Raw genomic sequence first — 14,748 nt, forward strand, 5'->3', positions numbered from 1 at the left:
GCCGGTTTTTGTTATGGGGTGAGCACAAGCTCACGGCAGATCAGGGTAAACAGATGCCCCTTGTCATGGGCCGGGTTGAGGGTAAGCAGCTCGCCAAGCGTCTGCTCGCAGGCCTCCCGCTGTCCCAGCCCCAGCTGGCCGAGCGCCCGCACCAGCAGGCAGTGCTGGCGGTGTTGCTGCTGCGGATCGTCGTCGAGCACGATGAGATCGGGTAGCGACACGGCAAAGAAATCTGCCTCCACGGGGGCCTTCATGGCCTCTTCAGCCCAGGCCACCATGCCCTCAAACAGGCGCTCTGCCTCCTGCCCCCGGCCAAGCTGCGCCAGCGCCATCCCCCGATAGAAGAGGTAATCCACCGGCTGATCGTTGTAGTAACGGCTCGCACCCAACCCGGCCTGACCGAGGCAGGCCTGCTGCAGGCACTGGCTTGCAAGGCTCTGGTCGTCACAGGCGAGGTGACAGAGCGCCAGCAGGTAGTGGATATCGTTGTCGGTTTGCCCCACCAGACGCCCCTCCCCCAGGTTGAGGGGATAGTGCAGCGCCTGTTGCAGCAGCGGGATGGCCTCCTGGTGACGCCCTGCTGCCATCAGGGCCAGGGCCCGGCGCTGCTGGTTGATGAGGTACTGGCCGGTCACCTTGCCCTCGCCTCCCTCCCAGGGGTGGAACTCGCGCAGCCGCAATATCTCGGCCGCGGCTTCCAGCCGATGGGTGATGTGGTAGAGGCTGAGCAGCTCGGCGGTCAGATCGTCGCGCTTGAGAGCGACCGCCCGGTGCGCCTCCAGCAGGGCCAGCCGCTCTGCGGGGGCCATGGCGCAGCGCTTGTGCAGCTGATCGAGCTCGAACAGCAGGCGGGCATCGTCCGGCTTGAGGGCAAAGGCGCGGCTCAGACACTGTTCTGCTGCCGCCAGATCGCCGCCCTTGTTGAAGTGATGGATGCCAAGGTTGCGCCAGGCCGCGGCAAACTCGGGGGCCTGCTCGCATACCGATTGCCACAGGGCGACTGCCTGCTGGTAGTTGCGCTTGCTGTAGTGAAAGCAGCCCAGCAGATAGCGGGCAAACCAGCTGTGTGGCAACCGCTCGAGCATGGCCACCTCTCCCAGGGTGTTGGGAAAGCGCACCCGGCGACCCAGGGCCTGCTCGGCCCGCCGCAACAGCGCCTCCTGCTGCGCCCCTTGTGGTTGCAGGCTGGCCTGAAACAAGAGCGGCAGGCTCTCTTCCACCGGCAGGGTCTGCAGCAGTTGGCGAGCCAGTTCGGGGCGCCCCAGCTCAAGCAAGGCAGTGGCAAGGAAGCAGAGATTGACCCCGCGCCCGTTGCAAAGACGTGCCAGCGCCTCGAGATCCGCCGCCTGCTCGCTCCCCAGCCAGCGCAGCAAGGCCAACTGATAGTGAAGAGGGTGGCGCGCCTGCTGCTCGTCGAGATAGGCAAATGCCGCTTCCCGCTCGCCGCACTCCAGCAGCGCAAGCCCCTTGAGGGCAATGGCGCCATAGTGGGTGCCGTTGACCGCGAGACTCCTCTCGACAAATTGCAGCGCCTGCGCGGGGTCACGGCGCACCATGGCGATGCGGGCCAGCCCGAAGAAGCCGCTGTCACGGCAGTTGCCGCTCCAGGTCGCCTTGTGGAAGTCATCGAAAGCGGCGTCGAGCCGACTGAGGCGCTCCTCGATATGGGCGCGCAGCAGGCTCCCCTTGCCGCACTGGGGGTTCTTGTTGAGGCGATGGGCCCGATCCAGCGCCCGATTGGCATACTCTAGCGCCTGCTCATAATTGGCGCGGTTGTATTCCAGGGTCGCCAGCGCCAGGTTACAGCGATAGTCGCCGCTGTCGATCTCCAGCGCCCGCAGGTAGTAATCAAAGGGAGAGCGGCTGGCGTGCAGGTACTGTTCCAGATGCTGACCGATGAAATAGAGCTCGTCGACCGAGTCGAGATTGGCGGCAGGTGCAGGGGCCGTGGCCGGATCCGGCAGCGCCTCGCCTGCCGGCTGGTGTTCGAGGTAACTCAGGATCGTCTGATCGTGCTCATCAAGCAGGCTCACCCGCAGGCGCCCTTCACTGCTCGCTACGCTCTCTTCCAGCCAGGCCTGGCCCGGCTGCAGTGCAAGGGCTTTCGTGAACAGTACGCCCTGTTCGTCGCTCACCTCGACACGGGCACCGGATAACGGCGCCACCGCATAGACGCCGCACAAGAACCCGCCATCGGTGCGTTCCAGCTTGAGGGCGGCGCGGGTGTTGGCGTTTTGCACAGTGCCCAGGGTGTTGTAGGGCAGGAAGTGCTGGACGAACACCTTCTCTTCACCCGCATCCAGCCAGGTGAAGTCGGGCTGGTTGTCGGTATAGACCCCGGTCATCAGCTCGATATAGGGACCATTGTCATCGGTCAGGTTGCGATCCCAGGCAAGGCCGAAATCACAGTTGCCCCAGGTCCACTGCTTCTTGCCCGGGGAGACGTGGTGATCCGCCACATGCAAAAGCCCGCCCTGTTCGTCATGGCTGTAGGCGCCGACGAAGTCGTAGCCGGATTTGTCCACCATGTAGGAGGTGGGCACCGGAATGTTGCGATAGCGGGAGATATCGACCCCGCTCGAGTAGTCCACCTTGTAGTAGGTGCCACGGGCGATGGGGAAGGCGCTGACATCGCGCTTGCCGTGGTCATAGACGGCGGTCACATCCGGCGGGAAGACGCTCTGGTGATCATCCCCCCCTTTGACTGCCGGGTTGGACCACCAGAGGAAGTGGCGTGGCGTGTCGTTGCCGTTGAACACCTTGCCGGTGATCTCGATAAGCGCCCTGTCCGGATAGAGGGTAAAACCGGCCATCACCTGCAAGCCACGCATCGCCTCCACCTCGCCGAGCCAGACGGTCCTGGCTCCGCCGTCCCGCTCCGCAATGGTGAAGTCCACCGGCATGAAGGTGGTGGGCCTGTGGTGCTGCGGCCAGTTGAACTCGATCCCGCCGGAGATCCAGGGCCCCACCAGCCCCACCAGGGCGGGCTTGATCACCTCGTTGTAGTAGACAAAATCCCGCTGCATCACCTTGTCATAGGCGCGGTGGATGCGGCCCCCCAGCTCGGGCAGCAGCATCACCTTGATGAAGTCGTTCTCCAACCAGATCGCCTGATAGGGCTTCATCTGCTTCTGCCCGGTGAGGGTATCTATCACGCCATAGGGGTAGACGGCTCCCGAGGAGCCCTGATAGACCCGCTTCTCGAGGAACATGGGGTTGGGATCTTCGGGGCCAACCTCGTAGGTCGGCAGGGTGACGGTTTCTTCCCAGACTCGTACATCCGATCTCATCTATCTCGCCTCACTCAACATTAATTAGTAAACGTTTCGATGAGGCCAGTTTAGAATAGGGTTTTCAGTGATTTTCGCTCAAAGATCACGCAATACAGTAAGCGGGGTTTAGTGAAATGAGACACGCCGGCTTGAACAATCAGAAGGTCCGCCACCACAACAAACAGGTGCTGCTGGCCCTGCTCTACCAGCTCAAGGAGGCGAGCAAGTCCACCCTGGCCCGCCATTGCGAACTCTCCATCCCGGCGGTCAGCAAGATCCTCGACGAACTGGTCGCCGACGGCGCCATCAACCACAGCGAGCAGAATCTCTCTGCACGCGGCATCAGTGGCGGCAGCTATCGCATCGCCAGCGGCCAGGGGGCGATCCTCTGCCTCAACATCAGCCCCACCAGCCTGGAGAGCATACTGGTGGACAATCTGATCACCCCGCTCGGCGACTACTCAGGTCAGAAAATCTCGCCGCAAACGCCGGAGGAGTTACTGAGCCTGATTGAAGCCTGCTACTACCAGCACAAGCGCCGCCACAAGGGAGTGGCGATCCGCCTGGCACTGGCGATACATGGTCAGGTCAACCCCGCCACCGGGGTCTCCCAGACCATGCCGCAGGCCCCCTGGCATGCACCGGTCGAGCTCAAATATCTGCTGGAAGAGCGCCTCGGCTGCGATGTGATGGTGGACAACGACTGCATCATGCTGGCCCTGGCGCAGAAGTGGCAGGGCCGGGAAGCAAACGGGGATTTTTGCGTCATCAACGTCGACTACGGCATAGGTTCGGCCTTTATCATCAACGGCCAGGTCTACCGGGGCGCCCTGTTTGGCAGCGGCCAGATAGGCCACACCATCATCAACCCGGATGGCAGCGCCTGTGCCTGCGGCCGTTACGGCTGTCTCGAGACGGTCGCCTCCCTCTTTGCCATCAAGAAGCGGGCCCGGGTGTTTCTCAAGCAGCAGGCCAGTGCCGATAAACCGGCGCCGGAAGGCGGAGAGCTCGACACGGCCCGCTTGCTCGCCCTCTACCATCAGGGGGATGTCATGATCCGAACCCTGGTCGATGAAGGGGCCCGCGCCATCGGCCTGAGCCTCTACAACTTCCTCAATATCCTCAACATCAACCGCATCTGGCTCTATGGCCGCAGCTGCCAATTTGGCGAACCATGGCTGCAGACCATCATCCACCAGACTGGCGCCAATCCGTTCGATTGCAGCGATGCGGTCAATGCCACCCACATCCGCTTCGGCGAACTCACCCGCCCCCAGCAGGTGATGGGGATTGGTTATCTCTATGTGGAGCAAGCCCTGGAAAACCACGCATAGAAAAGGGCCGGCTTCACGATGAAGCCAGCCCTTGTCATCTGGTGCCGGTAACAGGAGTCGAACCCGCGACCTTCGCATTACGAATCCAGATCTTTAGAGAGTCATCACGTTTCACGAAGATTCAAGGTAAAATAAAAAACAATTTAAAATCAATTGATTACATTAAAGCCAAAGCCTCAGATTGTCTCATTCAGTTCCACGCCATATCATCACAAAAGCGGGGTATGTAGAGGGGTATGAAACATGGTGATCAAGCTACTCAATACAGCTACAGAAGTCTCTGCAGCGAAATTGAAAGAGGGGGCAATAGTGCAGCGGTTTGCTGTTCAGTCCAAACATGGCGGTGGCTTGAAGTTGGAGATTAGAGCAAATGGCTTAAAGCGATATATCTATCGTTACAAATTGGCAGCAAAGGAAGGAGAGTTGTTACTGGGGAGTCATCCCGCGATGAGCCTAGCCTCCGCTAGACTCGCTCATGCCGATGCTGTTGCTTTGGTGAAACAGGGTATTGATCCGCGCCAAGCTGCGAAAAAGGCCAAGCTCAAGAACACTGAGATGCCAACATTACGAGACGTGTACAGTGATTGGTTGGTTATGCGGGCCCAATCAAAGCCTATAGGGACTCGAACACTAACTGACTACGAGGGAACTTTTTCACGTCATATTGAAAAATCTTTAGGTAGCCTTCGAGTCTGTGATTTGTCTCGTGCCATCTTGTATGAGCATTTTCGCAATATAGAGACCAAAGAAGGTGCGCGCAAAGGATTGATCGTGTTGAACCAGTGCTTAGACCACGCTGTTCTTCAGGGACATATAGAAATCAACCCAGCTCGGTTACTCAAACCAGCGATGTTTGGTGCGTCCATGCCGCCCCCCCGTGAACGATGGCTGACAAAGGATGAGTTAAGGCTGTTGTGGGTGGCATTGGAGAAAGCAACTCAGGGGGCTGGTGCTATTGCCGCTGGTGGGCGTGGAATCGCCTCTAACGTGGTTTTATCACTTGCCGTTGCTGATTGTTTACGACTGATATGTTTGACTGGTGTACGGCGTTCTGAGGCTGTGGCAATGCGTTTTGATCAAGTCACAGGAGATCGCTGGACAATACCAGTGACTAAAAACGGACGTGCACATGTGGTGACGCTTCACCCATTGGCGTTAGAGATCATTGAACGACAAAAGGTACTATCACAAGGTCCATTTGTATTCGAGTCTACTAGTAAAACGGGCAACCCAGTAACTGGTGATGCTGTTACCAGAGCATTAGAGCGGGTTCGGCTAAAATATCTCGCCGAATTAGAACCATTCAGTCCACATGACCTACGTCGAAGTGTTGCGACTGGGGTTGCTGAGTATTTAGATGCCCCAGAACGCCTTATTGAATTGCTACTAAATCACGTGCCAAAAGATCGCCTGATTAGAACATACCAAGTTGGAGGTATGGCAGATAAGTTGCGGGGATTATTCTTATCCTGGGGGCGATTTTTGGAGTCAGAGATTACAGGTAAAACAGAAGAAAGGAATTCAAGGAATGTGGTTACCGTTGAATTTCGAAAAAAATAATTGGCGACCTCTAAAAGTTACATTTCTCTTCTATGTTTCATCACTAAATTACAATACATGGAAAATTAGAACTAAGTTTAGATTAATAAAAAACTAGCACAATATCTCTGATTTCAGACTTTTTTACTAAGGCAGCTCTGCGTTGTTCGCCGTTTTCAAGATGTTCTCGGTGAACGGCTGAGGCAATCCGATTTACCACCCCAAGGCAGATGATCAATCCAAAATCAACAATCCAATCAGAATTTATTGCCAGCAAATATGGCTTTTTTGGCATAAAAATCCACCGCTGAAGAGATATAACTTTTAAAAGCGGAGAAATGAGGCATTTAATTGTGAAAGGAGCAATCTATTAAGCCAGACAGTTAAATTTTTTCTAAATGCCATTCAGTACAAAAATTGACTAACAATATCACTATTAATTATGGTAATACTATTAGGTTTTTTGTGTGTCGGTCTTGTATATGGATTTATTTTATATACTGGCACAATCACAGTTTTATTTTCATGAGTTATGATAGGTATCCAACAAAAAACACCTAGCTTTTTACTCGCACGTTCAATGCCTCTAATACCTAAAGGCATAAGGTCAAGCACATTGATTAAAATAGCCTCTTCAAAATTGAAATAATATTCATCATAGAAACAATCCTTTGCCAGTAAAATAATACCATTTCCAGCTGCTACCTTTCCTTTTTTTATTGATGGAGAACCGTTAGTAACTATCGGTTCTTTGTGCTCAAAAACATCTCGTTCAAAGTAGATAAAGATAGCGTATTTTGCATCGCTGTACATCATCATCTTTTGGCAAATGCTCTCAATATGCCGACGTTCAACTTTCCCGATACCATTGTCTCTACGTGTGTGACGTTTATATTCTTTAATACTATCTAAACCATGTAGACTATCAAAATCAAATCCTTTAGCTGACTGAAGTTTGTCATGCCAGATACTGAGGCAATGCTTTTCTGCGGCAACTTCAGCTCGTTGGAGTGGAATGTCACGCTGATAAATTTTATTTAAGAGTCGATTTTCTAATTCATTTGCACTGTTATGGTGATAAGTAATACTTTTAAGAATAGGTACGCAGGCATCTAGTATTTGACTTACTGCCCTTGAACGGGAAATACCTTTTATACTCTTGTAATTATCTAGTGCATGCAATGTCTCTAGTTTATCTAGATTTATATTTATTCGATTATAATCATCTGGGCGTTTAGCCATATTTAAATCTACCTATAAAGTCAGCTTTAAAAAATTCTATTACCAGCTAGATCTGGCTACTAATCAGAACTACAACATCACATGATGTCATCAGACTGGATTAATCGTACCTCAATGAGATGGTGTTGTTCACGACAGTAATCTAACACTTCAGTACAAGCAATCCCAGCGTACCTACACCTTACCTTACTTGTGCAAAAATAAAAAAATGAACAATAAAAATTTCAAAGCATTGATATTTAACAAAAAAACAACGTACCAGTCAGGTTGGGTTGGAATCTCTGTAGGGCGGGGTAGACACATTTATACCTGCAGAAAAAAGGCGTCAATCGAAGCTTCGTGTAAGCTGGAGGGCGCCCTTGATTTTTTGGCAGTGTTACCTATTGGAAGTGGCTGAATGTTATGGCTCCATCGAGATATCAGTGATTACTAGATAGAGTCCCTAAGAAAAACCATGAGAGCACGCCAGCTAGCTATCGTTCAACGCACTACTAGCAGGAACCGAGAATCCACTTAACAGATGACTATGGTTTATCCCCCACACCTATTTTTTACGTGAGCACCACGTCTTATGGACGACAAAGGAGCTCATCATGAAACTACTTAAATTGAAAGATGTCATCGCAATGACATCACTATCTAAGGCATCAGTTTATCGTCAGATGAAGGACGGGAAATTTCCCGCATCAGTCAAGATCGGCCCAAGATCTGTTGCTTGGGTTAGCTCTGAAATAGAGTCATGGATTGAAGAGAAAATAAATCTTCGCTAGGGCTAATTTCTGAATAATAATTTGAACAAATTAGCTTGTTGCTCATGCTACAAGTCTTGTTCTATCTGGGATAAGAGTTTTCAAGCTGGTTTGATATTCAATGCATTTGTGTAGGTAATAGTAATATATGTTTTAAGTTGAATGAGTGTGTATATTTAAACTCAATGACATCTTCATTGGTGGTATATTGAAAGCTTATGAAGCTGCCTGCTTGAACCATGCTAAGCAATAGCCATCGTTTATCATGGTAGTTTAATTACTCTATTCCGTATTCAAAGAAAGTGTTAATCGCATCTATACACAAACTATCCTGGTGATTACACCAGTTAATAGACCGTGTCTGAAACATACTACGGCACTATCCACAAAATACATCCATCACGATTTAAACCTTCAATGTCTATCAAAAATCTATTGGGAGAGTTCAAATGTCTATTTCTATAGAAGAGTATGTCCTGCTTGCTCAGCAGTTCTACGAAGGTCGGAACTATAGCTTTAATGTGGATAATTTAGAGAAAATCCTCTCTGTATCGGAGAGCGCTTTTAAGCATTACCCCAGAGTGTTTTCCTTTCGAGTTGATCTCCGTTTTCAACAAGACCCTGCTTTTGGAATGTATTTAGCATTAAAGCCTGAGGCGGGCTCAAGGATAATTAAAGAGTTCTTCTCTAGGCTTAAACGGCTCATTGAGTGCGATGAGTCAGAACGACGTTATGAAGGCAAAAGGGTTCATTCGACTGATATTAGATACGTTTGGGCTAAGGAGCAAACAGCAGGTGCTCCCTGTCCTCACTATCACATGATGTTTTTTTTAAATAGGGATGCTTACTACAAATTAGGTAATTATGAATCTGAAAGAATGAACCTTGCTAATAAAGTAAGAGTAGCGTGGCACAGCGCTGTGAGTGATGAAAATATCTCTCTGCAAGATTGTAAAAAAATGGGATTGGTGCATTTCCCCAAGAATGCTGAGTATCTCATTGAGCGGAATGATACCGAGTCACTCAAGAAGATGCTTGTGCGGACAGCCTATCTGGCTAAAAACGAGACAAAGAGACGCGGAGAAGGATACCGCTGTTTCGGGGGGAGTAACATTTGAAGGCTTATTGGTGTTGATAAAAAGACTTTTACTGCAGTTTTAGATGGCATCAGATCCGGGAGTTTCTGCTCCCGGATCTGTTAAGCTAACCCTCATTTGTTATCACATCAGTTGGAGTAACCCATGGCAGCTTATTCCCCTCCCTTCACCCTGACCTACGCCATGTTGAGTCGGGTGGCGGACATCGCAGACTTGGTGGGGTAGTGGCGGTTTGCTCAGAGTTCCCAGGTGCCGATGCTGCGTCGAGAGAACCGGATCCGCACCATCCAAGCCTCCTTGGCTATAGAGCACAATACCTTGAGTGTCGAGCAGGTGACGGCAGTGGTTGAGGGGAAGACGGTGCTTGGGCTTCCACGGGAAATCCAAGAGGTCCGTAATGCGTTTGCGGCCTATGAGGCAATGCCTGATTGGGGTCCTGCTTCAGCGGAAGATTTACCAGGTGCTCATGGACTCCTGATGCGTGGACTCTGTGATGATGAGGGTCACTGGCGTAGCGGTGGTGTAGGTATCTATCGAGGCGAGCAGTTAGTGTATATGGCAACCCCTGCGAACTAGGTCCCTCGTCTGATGGGACTGCTATTGACGTGGCAGGCAGAGAGCGAAGCTCATCCGCAGATCGCTTCCTGTGCCTTGCATTACGAGCTGGAGCTTATTCATCCCTTTGCTGATGGTAATGGTCGGATGAGGTGTCTGTGGCAGACTGTGGTGTTAAGCCGCTGGCAGCCTGTAATGGCCTTCTTACCCGTGGAGACGGTCATTAAGGCACAGCAAGATCACTACAATCAGCAGCTAAGTCAGGCTGATAGTCGCAGTGATTGTACCGAGTTTATCCTTTTTTTACTGGAAGCACTGCGCGATGCGCTGGTCCAAGCGATTGCGATTCAACCTGCAGCAGTATCACCTCATCAGGTGAAAATGCGGGTAGAAATGAAGGTTGAAACGCAGGTAGAAAAGCGGTTCCCCCCCCTGGCTATCTTGGCGGAACTGGTGGCTGAGCTGGCCATAAGGCTCAAACAAGTCGCAGAGCGGATTGGCAAATCGACCAGTACAGTGGATAGAGCTGTTGCCGTGCTGGTCAAAGAGGGGCGATTACGCTTTGTTGGGCCGCGTAAGAGCGGACGTTGGAAGGTATTGGATTCTGAACGCGTCAACCATCTAGCCCCGCAACTAACAGACTCAGGACTAGCTCGCCACCGGCAGGTCTTCCCTGCCTGCCGATGGTATATGGACGCCATCATACTGTTTTTGAGCCTAGGCGCAGGTCTTTAACTGGCAAGTTACCCCTTTGGATTTCTTTAAAAACTATCCACTTACTGAAGTGGGGAGCAAGGGCCAGAACTACATCTGGTGATCGTATCTGGCCATCTTCAACATCCCATAAACGAAGTCTAACTTTTCTTCAGTCGGTTCATCATCTCGCAGCCAGCGTACTTTGAGACCTAGGTACTGCGCCCATTCAATACCCTTTTTGAAGCATTGCCGCTTGTCGTTTTTGGCAGCTACTTCAACGTACTGATTTACTAGATCATATTGATTCTTACCAGCCCGATACTTGGCGTGGTCAAAGGCAATCTGATAGTAGCCCATGGCTGTTTTGAAGTTATCTTTACGGTAGTGGTATACAGCACGTAACCAAGGTTCCATCCAACAAAGATGCTCATCTAGCCCGTAAGTTTTTACCTGCTCTGCATATTCGTCTATCTGGTCCCATTGGGTGTCTGCATCTCGTTTGAGTGAGAACCCTAGCATCGCCATTTTGACGAAACCTTCAGGCGGATTAAAAGACATTTTCCGCTTGGAGGTGTCCATGCAAACGCATAAGGCAAAGCGACCATATTTACTGGTTAGTGCTGCAATTACATCCTCACGCATCGGCTGATCCGGTTTCTCATCGTGGAGACGTTGCAGCGTATCAGCCACCATCATTACTTTCCTGTTGAAGAAATTCCAGTAATCGCCACAGGCATCTATCCAGATCGCCAACGCTGATTCAGGCGACTCTTGCCGCTGAATGATGGGCTGAATCTCAGCCTTGAATTCATTCACATCATCAGCAATCCACAAGGCGTATTCTCGGAATTGAGTACAGACATCTTTCAAGTAGGAAACATCGTATGCTCGGACGATTTCCTTCGTTACATAGCTCGTGACCCGTGCAAACACCAAGGCAGTCAGGATACTTGTCTGTACTGGTTTAGGGATCTCTTGACCGTTCTCAGCCATGTTGAGGAATGAGTCTTCAAAGTTTTTAATCAGTGCCGGCAGAGCTGGGAGTGTAGCGCCCTGGATCCAGTTGATCGCATTATCAAGATTATGCTGACGCGCAGCACTGTCACTTTTTGCATTTTTTCCTGGGTAATGGAATTGTGTCTGAGAGGTGGCGCAAAGTTGGTAAGCCCAGCGCATCACCTTCTCTAACGGTAGCGTCAACGTGCCGTCATCAGTTACCGATGGTAGGAACCAAAATTCGTCTTTCGGCGTATCGAGTTCAAAATCAGAAATTTTGTAATAAAGCAGATTCTGGTTCAGCGACACTACGAGCAGAGGAACGGCCTTGACCGAAATGAAGTAACGGAGAGTCTCCGCTTTATCCAGATACGTGCCCTCGCTGCGTACCAACTTGTTATACGCATCGTGAAGATCAGCTAACGTGTCGCCAATAGCACTCATGATTCGGGTGTTGGGTAGATAGCCGGTGAGGATAAAGCTAAGCGATTGAATGGCTCGGTCGAAGTTCGCTTCAAGATGCCCCTCCTCTTTGGCTAGCCTTCCCAACTGCTTCTGAATAGCCTTTTTGGTTTTTTCATCAAAATCATGATAGGGATCTTCTTTCCGGGGAAGAACACCTAATGCATCGTAAGCTAGTTTGACCAGCTCTCCTTGCGTGGCGAAGCAAACTTTTGTCTTCATATCGAATCCTTGTTTTCCCAGTTTAAAGCCTTGGGGCGTATCCTAGCGCTGGTTCGGGTTCAATTGTTTGCCACGGTTGCCGTGAACATGGGCATTAGTCGGGTTGGTTCCAGAAGAGCCGCGATTGTTGTTTAGCGCATTAGCTCTATCGTTTTGCTGTGGGCGTTGCTGATTGCTTGAAGTGGGCTGTTTTGACATATCAGTCTCCTAATGAGTTGGTAAGGCAGTTGAATCTTATCCACTCGACCTAGACGAGTATCTAGGATTTTTGGAGACGTACTTTTTTGTCAAAGATGATCAACCATAACGCGTTACACTAGGGAAGGTGCGAATAAGTCATATGGCACGAGAGCATTTACTGGTAACCCATTGATATTAAATGACTAAAATTTTCATTTTTTGTTCTTGGGATACTTGTTCGCACTTTCCCTAGTTTCTTGTGAGCAGACCTTCGCTTACCTAGCCACCGGCAGGTCCTCCCAGCGTGTGGTGTAACAGGGGCTCAGGTGCTCTTGTCGCATCATCCACTCAGGCGACCCCGTGCCTTGGCTGGCAAAGCCTACGCGCCCCAATCCCTTGGCTTTGATCTGATCCATCACGGCCATCAGCGCATCTGATTGAGCGGAGGACGGGGCAAACAGGTCAGCCTGTTGCTGCCCCTTGGGGGTGAACTCACTCAGCATGACCCCACCCTTCTGATAGCGGTAACCATCGCGCCAAATCTGCGGTAGCAGCACGTTCACTTGCTGCAGCAGCAACCGGGTATCATCGCTAGGGCAGACCAGCCGGATGCCAGCCTGCTCACTGTAGTAAGGGGCTCGTTCATCAAAGGGGCTGGTTCGCACGAACAGGTGCACCCGTTGGCAACACATCCCCTCGGCCCGCAGCTTCTCGGCTGCGCGAGCCATAAAGCCTGACAACGCTTGGGCCATTTCTCCACGGTCAGTCACGCGCTCACCAAAAGAACGGCTCGAGAGGATCTGCTGCTTCGCCGCCGGTTCAACGGTCAGCTCTGCGCAAGGTAGGCCACGCAGCTCCTGTACGATCCGCTCGACCACCACGTCGTATTGGGCGCGTAACCCTTTGGCGTCGCTAGCCACCAGGTCAGCAACGGTGTTGATGCCTTGTGCCACCAACTTGGCCCCCAAGCGCCGCCCTATGCCCCACACCTCATCCACCGGGGTGATGGCCATCAGCCGGGCACGGCGCAGCTCGTCACGCAAGTCCACGACGCCGCCCGTGGCAGGCCACTTCTTGGCTGCATAGTTGGCCAGCTTGGCGAGGGTCTTGGTGGGGCCGATCCCAACCCCTACCGTTAGGCCGGTCCACTGCCACACTCGCTGCCGGATCTGTTGTCCATAGGCTGTCAGGTCCCCGGCAAACGACTCCGACAGTGACAGGAATGCTTCATCGATGGAGTAGACCTCCAGCTCGGGGGCCATGGTCTCCAACGTGCTCATCACCCTGCCAGACATGTCTCCATAGAGCGCGTAGTTGGAGCTGAATGCCACACCGCCATGCGCCTCGAACTGCTCGCGGATCTTGAAATAGGGCCCGGCCATCTTGATACCCATCGCCTTAGCCTCGGGGCTGCGTGACACCACGCATCCATCGTTGTTCGAGAGCACCACGATCGGGCGGCCACGCAGCTCAGGGCGAAACAACCGCTCACAGCTGGCGTAGAAGTTGTTTACATCAACGAGCGCTATAGCCATCACGCTGCCTCAGATTGCCAATCACATGGGTGACCACTCCGAACAACTCCAGGGAGAGACTCATACAAGGGTCGATAGGCGCGAACGCCGGATTGGCTGGCAACAGCCGCAACCTCGGCTTGAGCTGCAAGGTCTTTACCGTGAAGCCGCCATCGAGTAGTGCAATCACCACATCACCATGGCGCGGGGTGAGGCTCTTATCGACCACCAGCAAGTCACCGGGAAAGATGCCGACCCCGGTCATGCTCTCCCCCTCGGCACGCAGATAGAAGGTTGCTGCAGGGTGCGCCACGCAGTGGGTGTTGAGGTCCAACTTCCCTTCCAGATAGTCGCTGGCTGGGCTGGGAAAGCCGCAAGAGGCGCGGTGCAAGAACAGCGGGATGGTCACCTCGGCGGGTGATGGGTCTGGGGTTAACAACTTCATGGCAAAACACCTGTATTTATATACAGCCATTATAGCGCACCACCTTTGAACCAGCGCAAGTCTTGCAAACCAAGAGTGGCGTACCTTGGTCTTACTGGACATCAAAAATGTTCTTCAAAAGTACAAAATATGTACATTTCATCTAAAGGAATCAGGCTGCAATCAAGACATGGCAAGTAGTTTGTTGGCTGACAACATCTTCAGCATGTCGATGCACTACCTTGTAGTGCACATCCCTATTACTCATGGGAACGATAGCAGTAATGGCTTGACGGACAGTATGCTGGAGGATCCGCGTTTTGAGCTTAGTGTTGCTGGATATCCTGTGGCTGCAAGCGGTAGTTGAGTGGTTGGTCTGGGATATGTTTGGGATTTCGGCAGCCTTAGATGATGTTGGATGAGCTACCAAAGGCTGCCTGACTTTTGAACGGTACGGTATTTCAGA

General features: G+C 51.9%; 10 protein-coding genes. 5 read left to right on the plus strand and 5 right to left on the minus strand.

The window, feature by feature from the left end:
* Window positions 1-11: 11 nt before the first annotated feature.
* The gene (locus ACB028_RS03830; RefSeq protein ID WP_371143545.1) at window positions 12-3,290 is read right to left on the minus strand and encodes a DUF5107 domain-containing protein; all 3,279 of its coding nucleotides are present in this window, start codon (window positions 3,288-3,290) and stop codon (window positions 12-14) included.
* Window positions 3,291-3,421: 131 nt separating this feature from the next.
* Between ACB028_RS03830 and ACB028_RS03835 the strand changes: the two genes are divergently transcribed.
* Together ACB028_RS03835 and ACB028_RS03840 are read left to right on the plus strand one after the other, a co-directional pair.
* Entirely contained in the window at window positions 3,422-4,606 is a 1,185-nt protein-coding gene (locus ACB028_RS03835; protein WP_371143546.1) for an ROK family protein, read from the plus strand.
* Window positions 4,607-4,849: 243 nt separating this feature from the next.
* On the plus strand, window positions 4,850-6,166 hold the full coding sequence (locus ACB028_RS03840) for a tyrosine-type recombinase/integrase (protein WP_371143547.1): 1,317 nt from the start codon (window positions 4,850-4,852) through the stop codon (window positions 6,164-6,166).
* A gap of 384 nt (window positions 6,167-6,550) precedes the next feature.
* On the opposite strand, the gene ACB028_RS03845 is transcribed toward ACB028_RS03840, so the two are convergent.
* Window positions 6,551-7,387, minus strand: coding sequence for a hypothetical protein (locus tag ACB028_RS03845; RefSeq protein WP_198505938.1), 837 nt, complete (start codon window positions 7,385-7,387; stop codon window positions 6,551-6,553).
* A 593-nt stretch (window positions 7,388-7,980) separates the two neighbouring features.
* Here ACB028_RS03845 and ACB028_RS03850 point away from each other — a divergent pair.
* From ACB028_RS03850 to ACB028_RS03860, 3 genes are all read left to right on the plus strand, one after another.
* On the plus strand, window positions 7,981-8,157 hold the full coding sequence (locus ACB028_RS03850) for an AlpA family transcriptional regulator (RefSeq protein WP_081298732.1): 177 nt from the start codon (window positions 7,981-7,983) through the stop codon (window positions 8,155-8,157).
* A 428-nt stretch (window positions 8,158-8,585) separates the two neighbouring features.
* Window positions 8,586-9,254 carry an inovirus Gp2 family protein gene (locus tag ACB028_RS03855; RefSeq protein ID WP_265776113.1) on the plus strand — a complete coding sequence of 223 codons (669 nt, stop codon included), beginning with the start codon at window positions 8,586-8,588 and terminating at the stop codon, window positions 9,252-9,254.
* 567 nt (window positions 9,255-9,821) lie between these two features.
* Window positions 9,822-10,523, plus strand: coding sequence for a Fic family protein (locus ACB028_RS03860; RefSeq protein WP_371143548.1), 702 nt, complete (start codon window positions 9,822-9,824; stop codon window positions 10,521-10,523).
* A 69-nt stretch (window positions 10,524-10,592) separates the two neighbouring features.
* On the opposite strand, the gene ACB028_RS03865 is transcribed toward ACB028_RS03860, so the two are convergent.
* The 3 genes from ACB028_RS03865 to umuD form a co-directional block, all read right to left on the minus strand.
* The gene (locus tag ACB028_RS03865; RefSeq protein WP_224159573.1) at window positions 10,593-12,164 is read right to left on the minus strand and encodes a hypothetical protein; all 1,572 of its coding nucleotides are present in this window, start codon (window positions 12,162-12,164) and stop codon (window positions 10,593-10,595) included.
* A 455-nt stretch (window positions 12,165-12,619) separates the two neighbouring features.
* The gene (gene umuC / locus ACB028_RS03870; RefSeq protein ID WP_371143549.1) at window positions 12,620-13,879 is read right to left on the minus strand and encodes a translesion error-prone DNA polymerase V subunit UmuC; all 1,260 of its coding nucleotides are present in this window, start codon (window positions 13,877-13,879) and stop codon (window positions 12,620-12,622) included.
* Window positions 13,860-14,303 (minus strand): translesion error-prone DNA polymerase V autoproteolytic subunit, encoded by a 444-nt coding sequence (umuD, locus tag ACB028_RS03875; protein WP_025327594.1) that lies wholly within the window; start codon window positions 14,301-14,303, stop codon window positions 13,860-13,862. Before umuD ends, umuC begins: the two co-directional genes overlap by 20 nt.
* Window positions 14,304-14,748: the final 445 nt, after the last annotated feature.

It is taken from the genome of Aeromonas sp. S9(2024), from assembly GCF_041403185.1.
GTDB classification, from domain to species: Bacteria; Pseudomonadota; Gammaproteobacteria; order Enterobacterales; family Aeromonadaceae; genus Aeromonas; species Aeromonas enteropelogenes.

Bases quoted from the DNA above. Each gene is read 5' to 3' on its own strand.
- ACB028_RS03830 (WP_371143545.1), bottom strand. From the start codon at position 3,290: ATGAGATCGGATGTACGAGTCTGGGAAGAAACCGTCACCCTGCCGACC.
- ACB028_RS03840 (WP_371143547.1), top strand. From the start codon at position 4,850: ATGGTGATCAAGCTACTCAATACAGCTACAGAAGTCTCTGCAGCGAAA.
- ACB028_RS03845 (WP_198505938.1), bottom strand. From the start codon at position 7,387: ATGGCTAAACGCCCAGATGATTATAATCGAATAAATATAAATCTAGAT.
- ACB028_RS03850 (WP_081298732.1), top strand. From the start codon at position 7,981: ATGAAACTACTTAAATTGAAAGATGTCATCGCAATGACATCACTATCT.
- ACB028_RS03855 (WP_265776113.1), top strand. From the start codon at position 8,586: ATGTCTATTTCTATAGAAGAGTATGTCCTGCTTGCTCAGCAGTTCTAC.
- ACB028_RS03860 (WP_371143548.1), top strand. From the start codon at position 9,822: ATGGGACTGCTATTGACGTGGCAGGCAGAGAGCGAAGCTCATCCGCAG.
- ACB028_RS03865 (WP_224159573.1), bottom strand. From the start codon at position 12,164: ATGAAGACAAAAGTTTGCTTCGCCACGCAAGGAGAGCTGGTCAAACTA.
- umuC (WP_371143549.1), bottom strand. From the start codon at position 13,879: ATGGCTATAGCGCTCGTTGATGTAAACAACTTCTACGCCAGCTGTGAG.
- umuD (WP_025327594.1), bottom strand. From the start codon at position 14,303: ATGAAGTTGTTAACCCCAGACCCATCACCCGCCGAGGTGACCATCCCG.